This is a genomic window from Streptosporangium sp. NPDC003464 (assembly GCF_053588315.1).
In genome coordinates, this window is record NZ_JBSFPS010000252.1 from 1 (window position 1) to 14,465 (window position 14,465).

Here is a 14,465-nt window from a genome sequence, read left to right on the forward strand (position 1 = left end):
GCCGAACGTCGCGGGGAAGATGAGGGCGACGGCGATGGTCTCTCCCATGGCCCGGCCGAGACCGAGCATGGACGCGCTGATGACGCCGGGACGGCCGAACGGCAGGACCGCCATCCTGATCACTTCCCAGCGGGTCGCGCCGAGGGCCAGTGCCGCCTCCTCGTGCGCCCTGGGCACCTGGAGGAACACCTCCCGGGAGATCGCCGCGATGATCGGCAGGATCATGACCGCGAGCACGATCGACGCCGTCAGCATCGAGCGGCCGGTGATGATGTCACCGCCGAACAGCGGGATGAACCCCAGATACTCGTGCAGGAACTCGGAGGGGCCCTGCATGAACGGGACGAGGAAGACGACGCCCCACAGGCCGTAGACGACGCTGGGGACGGCGGCCAGCAGGTCGATGACGTATCCCAGGATCCCGGCCATCCGCCGGGGCGCGTAGTGGGAGATGAACAGCGCCACGCCGACGGCCACCGGCACCGCCATGATCAGCGCGAGGACCGCGCTGATCAGCGTGCCGAAGGCCAGCGCCCCGATGCCGAAGGACTGGGTGCTGTTCGGCTCCCACGTGAGGGTGGTGAGGAAGCTCCCCTTGTTGGCCTGCAGCGCGGGGACCGCCTCGACGACGAGGAAGACGGCGATGGCCGCCATGATCGCCAGCAGGAGAATGCCGGCGGCCGTGGAGGCGTAGCGGAAGGGCACCTCACCTCGGCTGCGCCGAGAGGCGGACCGGCTCAGGGCCGATCCGCCGTCACGGGTGCGAACTGGAGTCGCCATCAACTTAGGAGATCGCCTCGACGGCGGTCCGGACCTTGGCGAGCACCGTCGCCGGCAGCGGGGCGTAGCCCAGGCTGGTCAGCGCCTGCTGGCCCTCGTCGCTGGAGGTGTAGGTGAGGAAGGACTTCACCAGCTTGGCCTCCTCGGGAGCCAGGCCCTTCTCGCAGGTGATCTCGTAGGTCACCAGGACGATGGGGTAGGCGCCGGCGGCCTTGGTGGCGTAGTCGATGCTCAGCTTGAGGTCGTTGCCCTGACCGACGACCTCGGCGGCCTCGACCGTCTTGGCCGCGCTCTCCGGGGTCAGCTCCACGAACTCGCCGGAGCCGTTGGCGACCTTAGCCTTGGCCAGGCTGGAGTTCTCGGCGTAGGAGAGCTCCACGTAGCTGATCGAGCCGGGGGCGCTCTTGATGGCCTGCGCGATGCCGTCGGAGCCCTTGGCGCCCTGGCCCTTGGCCTCGGCCGGCCACGCCTTGGCGGGCTCGTACGGCCACTCGGCGGTCTTGGACAGGAACTTGGTGAAGTTGTCGCTGGTGCCCGACTCGTCCGAGCGGTGGAAGGCCTGGATCGGGGTCGAGGGGAGCTTGGCGTCCGGGTTGTCGGCCTTGATCGCCGCGTCGTCCCACTTCGTGATCTTGCTGTTGAAGATGCCACCGATGGTCTTGGGGGACAGCTGCAGTCCCTCGACGCCCGGCAGGTTGTAGACGACGGCCACCGGACCGGTCACCATCGGGATGTTGATGGCCTTGCCGGTCTTGCACCGGGCGTCGGCCTGCGCGGGCTCACCCTTGTCGTCCTTCAGCGCCGAGTCGGAGCCGGCGAAGGCGACCGTGCCCTGAATGAAGGCCTGCACACCCGCGCCGGAGCCGCTGGGCTGGTAGTTGAGGCTCACACCCGCGTTGGCCTGCTGGAAGTTCTTCTTCCACTCGTCGATGGCGTTCGCCTGCGCCGAGGAGCCCGCAGCGTTGATCGTGCCGCTGAGACCGGCGTCCGATCCGGCCGAGGGCGCCGTTGAGGCCGGTGCCGTGGAGGCGTCGGTGCTGGCGGAGTTGTTATCGGTGCCGCACGCAGCGAGCGAGAGCGCGCCGACGAGGGTGACCGCGGCGAGCCGGCCTGCATACTTCACGGTTGGGTTCCTCCCACTAAGTCCTTCAACGTTCAAGACAGTAGGGAGGCGAGATGACTCGAAACCGGTAGGAAGGTGAACGCAAAATGAATGCATTCGGTCGGAGTTGTGGCGACGGCTTGGGCGAGTCTTGAAGTTCCGGCCAGGTCCGGGGCCCTTTCCGGACCCAGGACAGGCCGAGGCGAGAGCCGCCGGGGGGTTTCGGCGGAGCTTCCGTTCAGACTGGCCGGCGGGACTCCGCCACGCGAGGCCGACGGGACTCCTCCACGCGGGACCGACAGGGCTCCGCCACACGAGGAAGGTGGGCGGACTCCTGCCCGCGGGGCCGACGGGCTCGGCCACGCGGGCAGGGTGAGAGCGGGCGCCGCTACACGGGGCCGGCGGGACTCCGCCATACGGGGCCAGCGGGACTCCGCCATACGGGGCCAGCGAGGCTCCGCCATACGGGGCCAGCGAGGCTCCGCCATACGGGGCCAGCGAGGCTCCGCCGTACGGGAAGGACCGGGCTCCGCCGTGCGGGAAGGACGGGGCTCCGCTACACGGGAAGGGTGAGCGGGCCGCCGCCGAGGCGCTTGAGGACCTCGCTGTGCAGCGGGCCGTTGGTGCACACCAGGCTGCCCCCGTCGAGGCCGGGGACGCCGGACAGGTCGGTCCAGATGCCGCCCGCCTCCTCGACGATCACGGTCAGCGCCGCGATGTCCCAGGGGGAGAGTTCGGGCTCGGCCGACAGGTCGACCGCACCCTCGGCGACCAGCATGTGCGACCAGAAGTCGCCGTAGGCGCGGCTGCGCCAGACCGACCGGTTGAGGTCGAGGAACTCCTCAAGCTTGCCGGCCTCCTCCCAGCCGCCGAAGCTGGAGTAGGAGAAGGAGGCGTCCTCCAGCCGGGTGACGGAGGAGACCTGGCAGCGGGTGGCCTTGGTGAGGCTCTTGCCCGTCCACGCGCCGCTGTCGCGGGCGGCCCACCAGCGGCGGCCGAGCGCCGGGGCGGAGACCAGGCCCACGACGACCCGGCCCTGGTCCATCAGCGCGATGAGCGTGGCCCAGATGGGGACGCCGCGCACGTAGTTCTTCGTGCCGTCGATCGGGTCGATCACCCACGAGCGCGCGCCGTAGCCGGTCTTGCCGAACTCCTCGCCGATCACCGCGTCACGGGGGCGGGCCCGGCTGAGCGTGCCCCGGATCGCCTCCTCGACCGCCCGGTCGGCGTCGCTGACCGGGGTGAGGTCCGGTTTGGTGTCGACCCGGAGGTCGGCGGCCTTGAACCGGCGCATGGTCAGGTCGTCGGCGGCGTCGGCCATGACGTGCGCGAGGCGCAGGTCGTCGTTGTAACCCGTCACAGGAGGTAACGCTATCGCCTCAGTGGTGGTCAATAGGAGAGCGGGGAACAAGCCCGGGGAATTGTGTCGCGTCACATCACTCAGCCGGATACGCCGTAAAGCGGGGAACGCGCCGCACGCCGTGCCCGGCGGCCGGATCTCGCCGCCCCCGGACCTTCGCGGGTCCGCTCCGGGCCCCTCCCACGGACTGCGTTCCCGGTCCCCTTCGCGGGCCTGGTCCGGGTCCCCTCTCACGGGCGTGTTCCGGGCCCCTCCCACGGACTGCGTTCCTGGCCCCCTTCTCGGGCCTGGTCCGGGTCCCCTCCCACGGATGCGCTCCGAGGCCCCTTCGCGGGGCCGCTCCGAATCTCCTCTCATGGGCGCGCTCGGGGGCCGGCCCCTGGAGGGGTGACCCGGTCTGCGCGGGCGCCCCGGATCTTCCGTTGGCTCCGCTGTTACTGGCGAGTAGCATGCGGGGCATGAGCTTCGACGTAGGCGCCTTCATGCTGCAGAGCGTCCCCTTCGCCCGGACACTGGACATCTCCTTCGACAAGGTGGAGCCGGGATCGGCGGTGGTCCGCATGCCCGACCGCGCGGACCTGCACAACCACGTGGGCGGCCCGCACGCCGGCGCCCTGTTCAGCCTCGCCGAGTCCGCCTCCGGCGCCGCGATGCTCGCGGCCTTCGGCGACCAGCTCTCGCGGGCGACCCCGCTGGCCGCGAACGCGGCGATCCGCTACGTGAAGCTCGCCGAGGGCGAAGTCGTCGCCGAGGCCCGCCTACGGGCCTCCCGCGAGGAGGTCGTGGCCAAGCTGGACGCCGGGGAGCGCCCCGAGTTCGAGGTCGCCGTCGACATCAGGACCACCGACGGCACGCTGGTCTCCGAGATGACCGTCTCCTGGACCCTGCGCCCCAACCGCTAGTCGTCGTCGGGCGCGCCCTCGCGGCTGGCGAGCAGGCGGCGCAGGGAGACGAGCCTGGCGGGGTCGGCGTGGCCGGAGGCCACCCAGGCGTCCAGGGCGCACTCCTCGCCGAGATGGTTGCAGCCCTTGGGACAGTCGACCGTGCCCTCGACGAGGTCGGGGAAGCCGGCCAGGACGGTCTCCACCGAGACGTGGGCGAGGCCGAAGCTGCGCACTCCCGGGGTGTCGATGATCCAGCCGCCCCCGGGAAGCTCCAGGGCCACGGCCGAGGTCGAGGTGTGACGGCCCCGGCCGGTCACCGCGTTGACGTGGGAGACGGCCCGGTTGGCGTCCGGGACCAGGGCGTTGACCAGGGTGGACTTGCCCACGCCCGAGTGGCCGACCAGCACGCTGGTCCGGCCGTTCAGGCGTTCTCGGACCTCCTCCAGGGTGCCGCCCTTCTGCAGCACCACGTACGGCACGCCGAGCGGGGCGTAGAGGGAGACCAGCTCGTCGGGTGGGGCCAGGTCGGACTTGGTGAGGCAGAGCATCGGCTCGATGTCGGCGTCGAAGGCCGCCACCAGCATCCGGTCGATCATGCGCGGCCGGGGCGGCGGGTCGGCCAGGGCCGTCACGATCACGAGCTGGTCGGCGTTGGCCACCACGGGACGCTCGATGCCGTCGGTGTTGTCGGTGTCGTCGGCGGAGCGGCGCAGCATCGAGGTGCGCGGCTCCACGCGGACGACACGGGCCAGCGTGTCGGACGCGCCGGAGACGTCGCCGACCAGGGCCACCTGGTCGCCCACCACGATCCCCTTGCGGCCGAGCTCGCGGGCCTTCATGGCCACCACGACGCGGCCGCTCATCGCGGCGCCCTCCGGCCGGTCCTTCTTACGGCGGCGGTCCTTCTCGCCCGCCGACTCCACCAGGCACGTGTAGCGGCCCCGGTCGACCGCCACCACGAACCCCCGCACCGCGTCGTCGTGCGCAGGCCGGATCCGGGTCCGGGGCCGGGAACCCTTGCCCGGCCTGACCCTGACGTCGTCCTCGTCGTATTCGCGCTTTCTCAGTGTCTCCGCCTCGATCTACCCTCGTCCGGCTCCCTCCCCACGCCCTGAGGCGCGGGGGCTCTGCCCGGATCCCTGACGGACGGGCGCCCGTCACGGCCCGGCGTCCGCGGGGCCGCCGGCCGGCGGCCCGTCACCGTGGGCCCTCCAGCATGTCCGCCCACATGGTGGCGAACTCGGGGAGGGTCTTACCCGTGGTGGCGATGTTCTCCACCTGCACTCCCGGCACGGCCAGCCCGAGCACCGCGCCCGCGGTGGCCATCCGGTGGTCGTCGTAGGAGTGGAACACCCCGCCGTGGAGCGGGCGCGGCCGGATCTCCAGGCCGTCGTCGGTCTCGGACGCGTCACCGCCCAGGCCGTTGATCTCGGCGACCAGCGCGGCGAGCCGGTCGGTCTCGTGCCCGCGGATGTGGGCGACGCCGCTGATCCGGCTGGGGGAGTCGGCGAGGGCGGCGAGGGCGGCGATCGTCGGGGTCAGCTCGGCGACGTCGCGCAGGTCCGCCTCGATGCCGGTGACGCGGCCGGTGCCGCTGACCGCCAGGCCGCCGGGCGTGCGCTCGACCGAGGCGCCCATGTCCGCCAGCAGCCGCCGGAGCTGGTCGCCCGGCTGGGTCGTCGCCGCGGGCCAGCCGGGGATGGTGACCGTGCCGCCGGTGACCATCGCGGCGCACAGGAACGGCGCCGCGTTCGACAGGTCGGGCTCCACGGTGAAGTCCCTGGCGCCGATCGGGCCGGGCTCGACCCGCCAGACGTCGGGCTCGGAGTCGTCGACCCGGACACCGTGCTCGCGCAGCATCTGAACGGTCATCTGGATGTGCGGCTGGGAGGGGATCGGCGGGCCGGCGTGCCGTACTGTCACGCCCTTCTCGAACCGGGCGGCGGTCAGCAGCAGGCCGGAGAGGAACTGGGAGGACCCGGACGCGTCGAGCGTGACCTCTCCGCCGGTCAGCGGGCCCCGGACGGTGAACGGCAGCGCGTCGTTGTCCACGTCGGCGCCGAGGGCGCGCAGCGCCCCCAGGATCGTGCCCATGGGGCGCTTGCGCGCGTGCGGGTCGCCGTCGAAGAACACCTCGCCGTCGCCCAGCGCCGCCATCGGCGGCACGAACCGCATCACCGTGCCGGCCAGCCCCACGTCGATCCGCGCCCCACCGGTGACCGGGCCGGGTGTGATCGCCCAGTCGACGCTGGAGGCGCTCTCGTTGGAGGGGGTCATCGTCGCGCCGAGTGCCCGCAGCGCGTCCGCCATCAGGTCGGCGTCCCGGCTGCGCAGGGCCAGCCGTACCGTGCCCGGGCCGTCGGCCAGCGCGGCCAGCAGCAGGGCGCGGTTGGTCACCGACTTCGAGCCGGGCAGGGAGACGGTCGCGCGGACGGGTTCGGTCGCGGTCGGTGCGGGCCACAGCGGAGCGGACATGGTCAAAAGCCTACCGGGACGGTGACCCTGCGCTTCGAACACATGGCAAGGTGGTGATATGTGCGGGAGATACGCGTCTGCGCGGAAGAAGCAGGAGCTGCTCGAGCAGTTCCAGGTCGAGGTCGACGGGGCCGCTGAGGAGGAGCTCCGGCCCGACTACAACGTCGCGCCGACCAAACCGGTCTACGCGGTGCTGAGCCGGGTGCCCAAGAGCGACCCGGAGGCCGAGGCGGTCCGGCAGCTCCGGGTGCTCCGCTGGGGCCTGGTCCCCTCCTGGGCGAAGGACCCGTCCATCGGCTCAAGAATGATCAACGCGCGGGTCGAGACACTCACCGAGAAGCCGTCCTTCCGCAGGGCGTTCGCCGAGCGCCGGTGCCTGCTCCCGGCCGACGGCTACTTCGAATGGGCCGTGGCGGAGGAGGGCGGGACGGTCAAGAAGCCGAAGAAGCAGCCCTACTTCATCCACCCCGCCGACGGCGGGGTCATGGCCATGGCGGGGCTGTACGAGTTCTGGCGCGACCGGGGCCGGCCCGACGACGACCCGCTCGCCTGGCTGGTGACCTGCGCCGTCATCACCACCTCCGCCCTGGACGAGGCCGGCACGGTCCACGACCGGATGCCGATGCTGATCGAGCGGGACCGCTGGGCGGAGTGGCTCGACCCCGGGGTGCCCGACGCGAAGGGGTTCCTGGTCCCGGCCGGCTCCACCGGGCTGAAGGCGTATCCGGTCTCCACCGCGGTGAACTCGGTGCGGAACAACGGCCCGGAGCTCATCGAGCCGCTGCTGGAAGAGGATGACGGTCAGGCGCTCTTCTGAGCGTCATCCTCTTCCGGGAGTGTCCGTATCCGAAAACAATCTGTAACCGGTGTAAAACCAACGCCAAGTGGGCATCCGCTGATGAAAGCGATACCTCTGAAAGAGGTGTCGCCGTAAAACCTCATCCCCTTCGCGCCTGACGGGACAATCGGGGATCCCTTCACAGGCCGCCCCCACTCTGCGGAGGTGCGGATACGTGAACGCCGCGACCGCGCGTGTGCGCCTGGAGAGCATGCTCGCCGAGCTTGACCGGTCCATCGGGGTGCTGCGGGGAGATCCCCTGGCCGCATGGGACCGATCTGCGGGCGATGCCGGGTCGGTCCTGACCGACGCGGACCGCAACCGGGCCATGCTGGAGGCGGCCACCCAGCAGCGCCGCTCGGTGCTCGAAGCACTCAGGCGGCTGGACGACGGGCTCTACGGCCTCTGCGCCGACTGCGGCAGTCCCGTGCCGGAGGGCAGGCTCGAAGCGCGCCCCGAGGCCGCCCGCTGCGTGCAGTGCCAGGCGAAGCGCGAGCGCAGGCGCTGACCCGCGGCCGGCCCGCCCTCTGTCCCCTGCCCCTCTCGGACAGGACCTCCTAGGGGTGGACCTCGGACAGGACCCCCTAGGGGCGGACAGGGCCTCCTGGGGACGGTGCCTCGCTCGGACGGCGCCTGGGGCTCGCTCGGACGGCGCCTCCTGGGGGCGGTCCTCCATGGGGTTAAGGACGGTCCCTAGGGGGCGCGCCCGCCGGTGTCCCGGAGGCGCGCAGGGGCCGCCCCGGAGCCGCGCAGGGGCCTTCCACGGCTCCGGGGCGGCCTACCGGCGGCGGGCGCTGGCGACCAGGTGGATGCCCACGGTGTCGTCGTCGGCCGGATCCGCCTCCAGCTCGGTGTTGACCAGCCAGGTGAGCGCGCGCGAGTCGGAGGCCAGCACGTGGTCGACCGTCGAGGGGGACAGCACCGTGCGGGGCCGGATCCACTCCACCTCCAGGCCGGCGTCGGTGAGCAGGTCGCGCAGCTGGCCGCTGCTGAAGCACCGGGTGATGCTCCCGTCGGGCCAGGGCACGAGCATGACCTCGCCGGTCTGGCGCAGATGGGCCCAGTAGTTCTGCTCGGCGAGGATCGCCATCCCCAGCACCAGGGAGTCGACGCAGAGCAGCGCCCGCCCGCCGGGCCGCAGCACCCGGGCGACGTCGTCGATCGCCGACTCGGCCATGAGCTCCACCGACATGGCGCGCTCCTCGGCGAGCACGGCGTCCACGCTGCGGTCGGGGAGGAATCGGAGATCGTCGGCGCGGACCTGACTGACCTTGGAGACGTCGTGCAGCAGCGGCTGACCCTCCACGGTGCGACGGAAGTCGACCACCTCCAGCACCCGGTGCCCGGCCTTGGCGGCCTGGGCCGACCAGCGGCCCCGGCCGCCGGACAGGTCGAGGACGGTCGAAGGGCTCTCCGGCAGCCATCGGCTCAGCTGCTCGGCGGCGACCGCGCGATAAAAGGTCCAGTACGGCCCGAGCGTTCCTGAGCCGTTCAGCTCTTCGGCCGGGATGGGCAGCACAAGCGGCTCCTGGCGTCGGGTATCCGGTGGTCTACAGCTACCTGCCGGTACGTATGTTTTTCCCCGTACCGGGTCCTTCGTCACCTTCTATCTTGTGGGAACAGATGACAGGACGGGCGTGTTGCAGCGGACAACGCACGATCCTTTCGGGAGGTTGGCAAGCCGATGCTCGCGTTGATCGAACCCATCACCCGCCCCGGTGATCGGTCCATCCCTGATGAGCGGGTATCCTCCGCTCAGTACGGAGTCCCGCGTCAGCAGGGCTTCGGCGATCTTAAGGGGGTGGGTCCGGTCCCTGCGACAGACGCGGAGACTCTGGAGCAGCGGAGCACACGGTTCGAGCGGGATGTGATGCCTTATCTCGACCAGCTCTACTCCGCCGCGCTCCGGATGACCCGGAACCCAGCGGATGCCGAAGATCTTCTCCAGGAGACCTTCGCCAAGGCCTTCGCGTCCTTCCACCAGTTCCAGGAAGGCACCAACCTCAAGGCCTGGCTGTACCGCATCCTGACCAACACCTTCATCAACAGCTACCGCAAGAAGCAGCGGGAGCCCAAGCAGTCGGGCGCCGAGGAGATCGAGGACTGGCAGCTCGCCAGGGCCGAGTCGCACACCTCGGCCGGGCTGAAGTCCGCTGAGATCGAGGCACTCGAGCATCTGCCCGACAGCGACGTCAAGCAGGCGCTGGCCGCGCTCCCGGAGGAGTTCCGCATCGCCGTCTACCTCGCCGACGTCGAGGGTTTCCCCTACAAGGAGATCGCCGACATCATGGGCACCCCCATCGGGACCGTGATGTCGCGGCTTCACCGTGGGCGCCGCCAACTGCGGACCCAACTGGAGGACTACGCCCGCGAGCGTGGCCTGGTTCCCGCGGAGGGTGCGAAGTGAGCGAGCGAGGCGACGGCGAGCCCGTACGGACCGGCCCGGCGACCGCGGACGGGGTGATCGCATGAGCTGCGGCAAGCCCCACGCCACCGACTGCCGTGAAGTCCTGGACAAGGTTTACACCTACCTTGACGGTGAGCTCGACGAGAACAACTGCGTCGACATCCGCGAGCACCTGGACGAGTGCGGCCCCTGCCTGGAGGAATACGGCCTGGAGCAGGTCGTCAAGCAGCTGGTCGCCAAGCACTGCGGCTGCGACCGGGCCTCGGAGGACCTGCGCGCCAAAGTGCTCGACAGGATCAAGCAGGTCCGCTCGGACTTGACCGGCTGACCTCCTAGGATCTCTCCCATGGCCATGGCGATGGCCGAGGAGCTTGGGGGGCGGCATGCGCATACTCGTCACCGGTGGAGCGGGATTCATCGGATCCAATCTGGTGGACCGGTTGCTGGCCGACGGCCACGAGGTCACGGCCGTGGACGACCTGTCCGGCGGCGACCGCGACAACCTCGCCGACGCGGCGCAGAGCCCGCTGTTCAGGCTCCATCAGATGGATGTGCGCGACCCCGCCCTGATCGGCCTGGTCGCCGACTGGGAGCCCGAGGTCATCTGCCACCTCGCCGCGCAGATCAGCGTGCGCAAGAGCGTGGCCGACCCCGTCCACGACGCCCGGCTCAACGTCGAGGGCACCGCCTCCGTCCTCACCGCCGCCCAGCGCGGCGGCACCCGCAAGGTCGTCTTCGCCTCCTCGGTCGCCGTGTACGGCAGGCCCGCGGTCATCCCGGTCCCCGCGGACGCGGCGACCGACCCGCGCTCGCCGTACGCGGCCTCCAAGCTCAGCGCGGAGACCTACCTGGCCGCCTTCAAGGCGCTCCACGGCATCGACTACACCACCTTGGTGCTCGCCAACGTCTACGGCCCCCGCCAGTCGCCCGGCGGCGAGGCCGGGGTGGTCGCCATCTTCACCGACGCCCTGCTCAACGGCACCCCCACGGTGCTGTACGGCGACGGCACCCAGACCCGCGACTACGTCTTCGTCGACGACGTGGTGGACGGTTTCGTCCGTGCCTGCGGGAGCGGCGACGGCCGCCGGTTCAACCTGGGCACCGGGGTGGAGACCAGCGACCGCGCGCTGCACACCCTGGTGGCCGAGGCCGTCGGCGCGCCCGACGGCCCGGAGACCGCCGCGGCGCGCCCGGGCGATCTCCCGGCGATGGCCGTCGATCCGGCCCCCGCGCTGGAGGGACTGGGCTGGCGGCCCCAGACCGACCTGCCCGCCGGGCTGAAGGCCACCGTCGACTGGGCGCGGGCCCGGCTGGCGGCCCGCTAGCCGCGACACCGGCGATGGCGTGCGGTGATGGATTGGTTACGCTTTGCTTGCGATTCTCGGTCAGCCCCTCCGGGTCGGGCTCGCTTCTGTAGCCTGAGTTGCGAAAACGACATGGAGGCAGCGCATGTTGAAGGAAACGGTCAGCCCGGCACGTCTCGGGATCTCCTGGACTTGAGCACGCGCTCGTAGGACCCAAGGGTGGCCGCTTTGCGTGGACTGCCGTGGTTTGCCAAGGTCTACCTTGTCGCTGTGATCGGGGCGGCGGTCGCGCTCCTCGGATACAGCGTGGCGGTGAGCGGTCGTCTTGAGCGGCTCGACTGGTCGAACCTACTCGTACTGGCCCTGTTGTTCCTGGTGTGCGAGTCGGTGCCGACGCTGCTCAACGTGAAACAGGCCGCGGTGTCGGTCAGCTTCTCGGCCGCGCTCGCCGCGGTGGTGCTCCTCGGTCCCGAGGGGGCGGCGCTGGTCGGCATGACGGCCGTCTTCAGCGTGCGGCCGGGGCTGCCGCTGGTGAAGCGGCTGTTCAACGGCGCCCAGTTCGCCATCTGCGGTTACGCCGCGGGCCGGGCCTACGAGTGGCTGGGGGGCACGGCGGGCCTGCCGACCATCGCCGGGTTCGACGATCTGATCGTGCCGTTCGCGGGCGCGGCGGCGGTCTTCGTCCCGCTCAACTTCATCCTGATCGCGATCGTGCTCGTGCTCACCGGCCAGGCCGACCAGGTGCCGCTGCGGGGGGTGGCCCAGTTCATGGTCTCCTACCTGGGCTACGCCACCTTCGGCCTGCTGATCGCCGGGCTGTGGGCGACGGTCAGCTCGATCTCCGCGGTCCTCGTGCTGCTCCCGCTGTTCGTCGCCCGCTGGGCCTTCGGCCAATACCTCGCCCAGCAGCGCTCCTACGACGCCACCATCGCGGCGCTCTGCCAGGCGGTGGAGACCAAGGACTACTACACCCGTGGTCACTGCACCCGCGTCTCGCTGGCCTCGGGCATGATCGCCCAGGAGATCGGCATGGGGTCCGAGCGGCTGCGGGCGATCCGTTACGCCGGGATGCTGCACGACGTGGGCAAGCTGGGCGTGCCGACCAAGGTGCTGCAGAAGGACGGCCCGCTCACCGAGGAGGAGTTCGCCGCGATCCAGCTCCATCCGATGCGCGGGCTGGAGATCGTGCGCGGCATCGACTTCCTCGACGAGGCGTTCGCCGGGATCATGCACCACCACGAGCGGCAGGACGGCAAGGGATACCCGATGGGGCTGGCCGGGGAGGAGATCCCGGAGTTCGCCCGGATCATCGCGGTGGCCGACGCCTTCGACTCCATGACCTCCGACCGCTCCTACCGGGGGGCGCGCCCCGTGGAGGTGGCGATGGCCGAGCTCCGCAAGGGAGCCGGCACCCAGTTCGACCCGGTGATGGTCGTCGCGTTCATCAAGGCCGTCGACCGCGACGGCTGGGAGCCGCCACGCAAGGTCGTCACGCCTCCGGCCGGCGAGGCGGAGACCACCACCAAGGACCATGACGACCCGACCATGCCCATCCAGGTGGTGTCGGAGCGGTGAGCCGCCGGGCGGGCGGGGCGAGGGTGAGGGCGGGCGCGACCATGGGCACAGAGCGGTGAGCCGCCGGGCGAGTGGGGCGAGGGTGAAGGCGGGCGCGACCATGGAAGCAGGGCGATGAACGGCACCACCGCCGCCACGCGGGCGTTCCAGCGGCTCGACTCGGGCCAGCTCCTGCTGATCTGCGCGGCGGGCCTGCTGGCGGTGACGGGGGTGGCGCACACCGCCGCCGCCGGGCTGCTCGACCCGGAGGTCGCCATCGGGTTCGGCGCGCTCATCGCGGCGGGGGAGCTGGCCAGGCTCACGATGCCGGGCAACCGGGAGGTGGCGCCGATCGGCGCGGCGGCCGCGCTCGGCTACACGGTGCTGCTGGACATGGGCGACGTCCCGGCGCGGCACTCAGCGCTCCAGGTCGTCGCGGTGCTGGCGGTCGGCATGGCCGCCGGGGCGCTGCCGCACCTGGCGGTGGGCCGCCCGCCCCGGCCGGACGCGATGGCGCGCAGGCTGCTCACCGGCGCGCTGCTGGCGGTGGCCTACCGGCCGTTGGCGGGGTCGCTGTTCGAGCTGACGAAGGGGCCCGAGGGCGGTTGGTGGCCCGCGCTCGGCGTGATGGCCCTGCTCATCCTGGTCATGGTGCTGGCGGATGTGCTGCTGGCCGCCGTGCTCCGGGCCGAGCAGGTGCGCGCGGCCTTCGGCGTGGCCCTCCGCGACGAGGCGCGGATGGCCACGCCGCTGTGGGCCGCCGTCGCCGCCTCCGGCATCCTGCTCGCCCTCGCCTCGCACAGCATGGACATGGCGGCGCTGCTGGTCTTCGCCGCGCCGCTGCTGGTCACCCAGGTCGCCTTCCGTAAATACGCCGGGATCCGGGCCACCTACCTCCAGACGGTCCGGGCGCTGTCGCGGGTCACCGAGGTCGGCGGCTACGTCGAGCCGGGGCATTCGCGCCGGGTCAGCCGCCTGGCGGTCGCGGTCGGGCGGGAGCTGGGCCTGGCCGAGCCCGAGCTGCTGGAGCTGGAGTACGCCGCGCTCATGCACGACATCGGCCAGCTCTCGCTGCGCGATCCGATCCCCGGGGGCGCCACGGTGCTCACCGAGCCCGAGCAGGCCCGGCGCATCGCCGAACTCGGCGCGGAGGTGATCCGGCAGACCGGGGTGCTGGACCGGGTGGCCGAGATCGTCCGCCGCCAGTGCGATCCCTGCGCCGAGACGCCGCCGCTGGCCAGCCGCATCATCAAGGTGGCCAACGCCTATGACGACCTGGTCGGCGGCTCCACCGACCGGGACCGGGCCGGGGCCGCCCTCGAACGGCTCCGCCTCGGCGCCGGCGAGGAGTATGATCCACCGGTCGTCGAAGCGGCAGCCCGCGTCATCGACAGGTTGACTCCGTCGTACCGGATCTGAAAGATCTCCTTGCGGATCCGAACGATCGCCTCCCGGACCCGAAGGATCTCCCTTCCTGACCGGGTGGTCCCCGGGAGGGTTCCGATCCCGCGCACTTGTGGGTTTCCTACAGATCACGTTCCCGTGATCGGTGGTTTCGGGCTTAGGGCTGTGCTAAGACCCCGATCATAGGGTGGAGCGGTCGAAAGGGGTCTGCCAACGTGTTCGAGTCTGTTCTGGTAGCCAATCGTGGCGAAATCGCACGGCGAATCATCCGCACGATCCAGCGCATGGGACTGCGAGCCATCGCGGTGTATTCCGAGGCCGACGCCGACCTGCCGTTCGTCCGGGAGGCCGACGAGG

General features: G+C 71.2%; 15 protein-coding genes. 9 read left to right on the forward strand and 6 right to left on the reverse strand.

The features are described from left to right. From pstC to hisN, 3 genes are all read right to left on the reverse strand, one after another. A partial coding sequence (pstC, locus tag ACWDS7_RS38235) for a phosphate ABC transporter permease subunit PstC (RefSeq protein WP_451933233.1) occupies nt 1–780 on the reverse strand: 780 nt, incomplete at its 3' end. 4 nt (nt 781–784) lie between these two features. Continuing rightward, on the reverse strand, nt 785–1,903 hold the full coding sequence (gene pstS, locus ACWDS7_RS38240; RefSeq protein ID WP_306864353.1) for a phosphate ABC transporter substrate-binding protein PstS: 1,119 nt from the start codon (nt 1,901–1,903) through the stop codon (nt 785–787). A 535-nt stretch (nt 1,904–2,438) separates the two neighbouring features. Beyond that, nucleotides 2,439–3,242 carry a histidinol-phosphatase gene (gene hisN / locus ACWDS7_RS38245; protein WP_451933234.1) on the reverse strand — a complete coding sequence of 268 codons (804 nt, stop codon included), beginning with the start codon at nt 3,240–3,242 and terminating at the stop codon, nt 2,439–2,441. A gap of 458 nt (nt 3,243–3,700) precedes the next feature. Between hisN and ACWDS7_RS38250 the strand changes: the two genes are divergently transcribed. Then, a complete protein-coding gene (locus ACWDS7_RS38250) occupies nt 3,701–4,144 on the forward strand; it encodes a DUF4442 domain-containing protein (protein WP_451933235.1) in 444 nt (147 codons plus the stop codon). Here ACWDS7_RS38250 and rsgA read toward each other — a convergent pair. After that, nucleotides 4,141–5,193, reverse strand: coding sequence for a ribosome small subunit-dependent GTPase A (gene rsgA, locus ACWDS7_RS38255; protein WP_370879792.1), 1,053 nt, complete (start codon nt 5,191–5,193; stop codon nt 4,141–4,143). The genes ACWDS7_RS38250 and rsgA overlap by 4 nt on opposite strands. Before the next feature lie 130 nt (nt 5,194–5,323). Then, nucleotides 5,324–6,601, reverse strand: a complete 1,278-nt coding sequence (gene aroA / locus ACWDS7_RS38260) for a 3-phosphoshikimate 1-carboxyvinyltransferase (RefSeq protein WP_306864363.1) — start codon at nt 6,599–6,601, stop codon at nt 5,324–5,326. A gap of 58 nt (nt 6,602–6,659) precedes the next feature. On the opposite strand from aroA, the gene ACWDS7_RS38265 reads away from it, so the two are divergent. Both ACWDS7_RS38265 and ACWDS7_RS38270 read left to right on the forward strand, forming a co-directional pair. Then, nucleotides 6,660–7,418, forward strand: coding sequence for an SOS response-associated peptidase (locus tag ACWDS7_RS38265; RefSeq protein ID WP_306864365.1), 759 nt, complete (start codon nt 6,660–6,662; stop codon nt 7,416–7,418). A gap of 196 nt (nt 7,419–7,614) precedes the next feature. Continuing rightward, nucleotides 7,615–7,947 (forward strand): TraR/DksA family transcriptional regulator, encoded by a 333-nt coding sequence (locus ACWDS7_RS38270; RefSeq protein ID WP_451933236.1) that lies wholly within the window; start codon nt 7,615–7,617, stop codon nt 7,945–7,947. Between the two features lie 270 nt (nt 7,948–8,217). Here ACWDS7_RS38270 and ACWDS7_RS38275 read toward each other — a convergent pair whose 3' ends face one another. Beyond that, the gene (locus ACWDS7_RS38275; RefSeq protein ID WP_306864370.1) at nt 8,218–8,958 is read right to left on the reverse strand and encodes a class I SAM-dependent methyltransferase; all 741 of its coding nucleotides are present in this window, start codon (nt 8,956–8,958) and stop codon (nt 8,218–8,220) included. 282 nt (nt 8,959–9,240) lie between these two features. Here ACWDS7_RS38275 and ACWDS7_RS38280 point away from each other — a divergent pair, with 282 nt between their 5' ends. From ACWDS7_RS38280 to ACWDS7_RS38305, 6 genes are all read left to right on the forward strand, one after another. Further along, nucleotides 9,241–9,846, forward strand: a complete 606-nt coding sequence (locus ACWDS7_RS38280) for a sigma-70 family RNA polymerase sigma factor (protein WP_306864373.1) — start codon at nt 9,241–9,243, stop codon at nt 9,844–9,846. Between the two features lie 61 nt (nt 9,847–9,907). Then, the gene (gene rsrA / locus ACWDS7_RS38285; RefSeq protein ID WP_306864376.1) at nt 9,908–10,174 is read left to right on the forward strand and encodes a mycothiol system anti-sigma-R factor; all 267 of its coding nucleotides are present in this window, start codon (nt 9,908–9,910) and stop codon (nt 10,172–10,174) included. Between the two features lie 55 nt (nt 10,175–10,229). Beyond that, on the forward strand, nt 10,230–11,171 hold the full coding sequence (locus ACWDS7_RS38290; protein ID WP_451933237.1) for an NAD-dependent epimerase/dehydratase family protein: 942 nt from the start codon (nt 10,230–10,232) through the stop codon (nt 11,169–11,171). Between the two features lie 198 nt (nt 11,172–11,369). Beyond that, the gene (locus tag ACWDS7_RS38295; protein ID WP_451933238.1) at nt 11,370–12,725 is read left to right on the forward strand and encodes an HD-GYP domain-containing protein; all 1,356 of its coding nucleotides are present in this window, start codon (nt 11,370–11,372) and stop codon (nt 12,723–12,725) included. A 114-nt stretch (nt 12,726–12,839) separates the two neighbouring features. Beyond that, complete coding sequence (locus ACWDS7_RS38300) at nt 12,840–14,123, forward strand: HD-GYP domain-containing protein (protein WP_451933239.1); 1,284 nt, start codon at nt 12,840–12,842, stop codon at nt 14,121–14,123. A gap of 200 nt (nt 14,124–14,323) precedes the next feature. Then, nucleotides 14,324–14,465: biotin carboxylase N-terminal domain-containing protein (locus ACWDS7_RS38305; RefSeq protein ID WP_451933240.1), on the forward strand; the 142-nt coding region annotated here is incomplete at its 3' end.

What these genes read in the sequence shown, in the direction of transcription:
- ACWDS7_RS38265 (WP_306864365.1), top strand. Translation starts at nt 6,660, where the DNA reads ATGTGCGGGAGATACGCGTCTGCGCGGAAGAAGCAGGAGCTGCTCGAG.
- ACWDS7_RS38250 (WP_451933235.1), top strand. Translation starts at nt 3,701, where the DNA reads ATGAGCTTCGACGTAGGCGCCTTCATGCTGCAGAGCGTCCCCTTCGCC.
- rsrA (WP_306864376.1), top strand. Translation starts at nt 9,908, where the DNA reads ATGAGCTGCGGCAAGCCCCACGCCACCGACTGCCGTGAAGTCCTGGAC.
- aroA (WP_306864363.1), bottom strand. Translation starts at nt 6,601, where the DNA reads ATGTCCGCTCCGCTGTGGCCCGCACCGACCGCGACCGAACCCGTCCGC.
- ACWDS7_RS38300 (WP_451933239.1), top strand. Translation starts at nt 12,840, where the DNA reads ATGAACGGCACCACCGCCGCCACGCGGGCGTTCCAGCGGCTCGACTCG.
- ACWDS7_RS38290 (WP_451933237.1), top strand. Translation starts at nt 10,230, where the DNA reads ATGCGCATACTCGTCACCGGTGGAGCGGGATTCATCGGATCCAATCTG.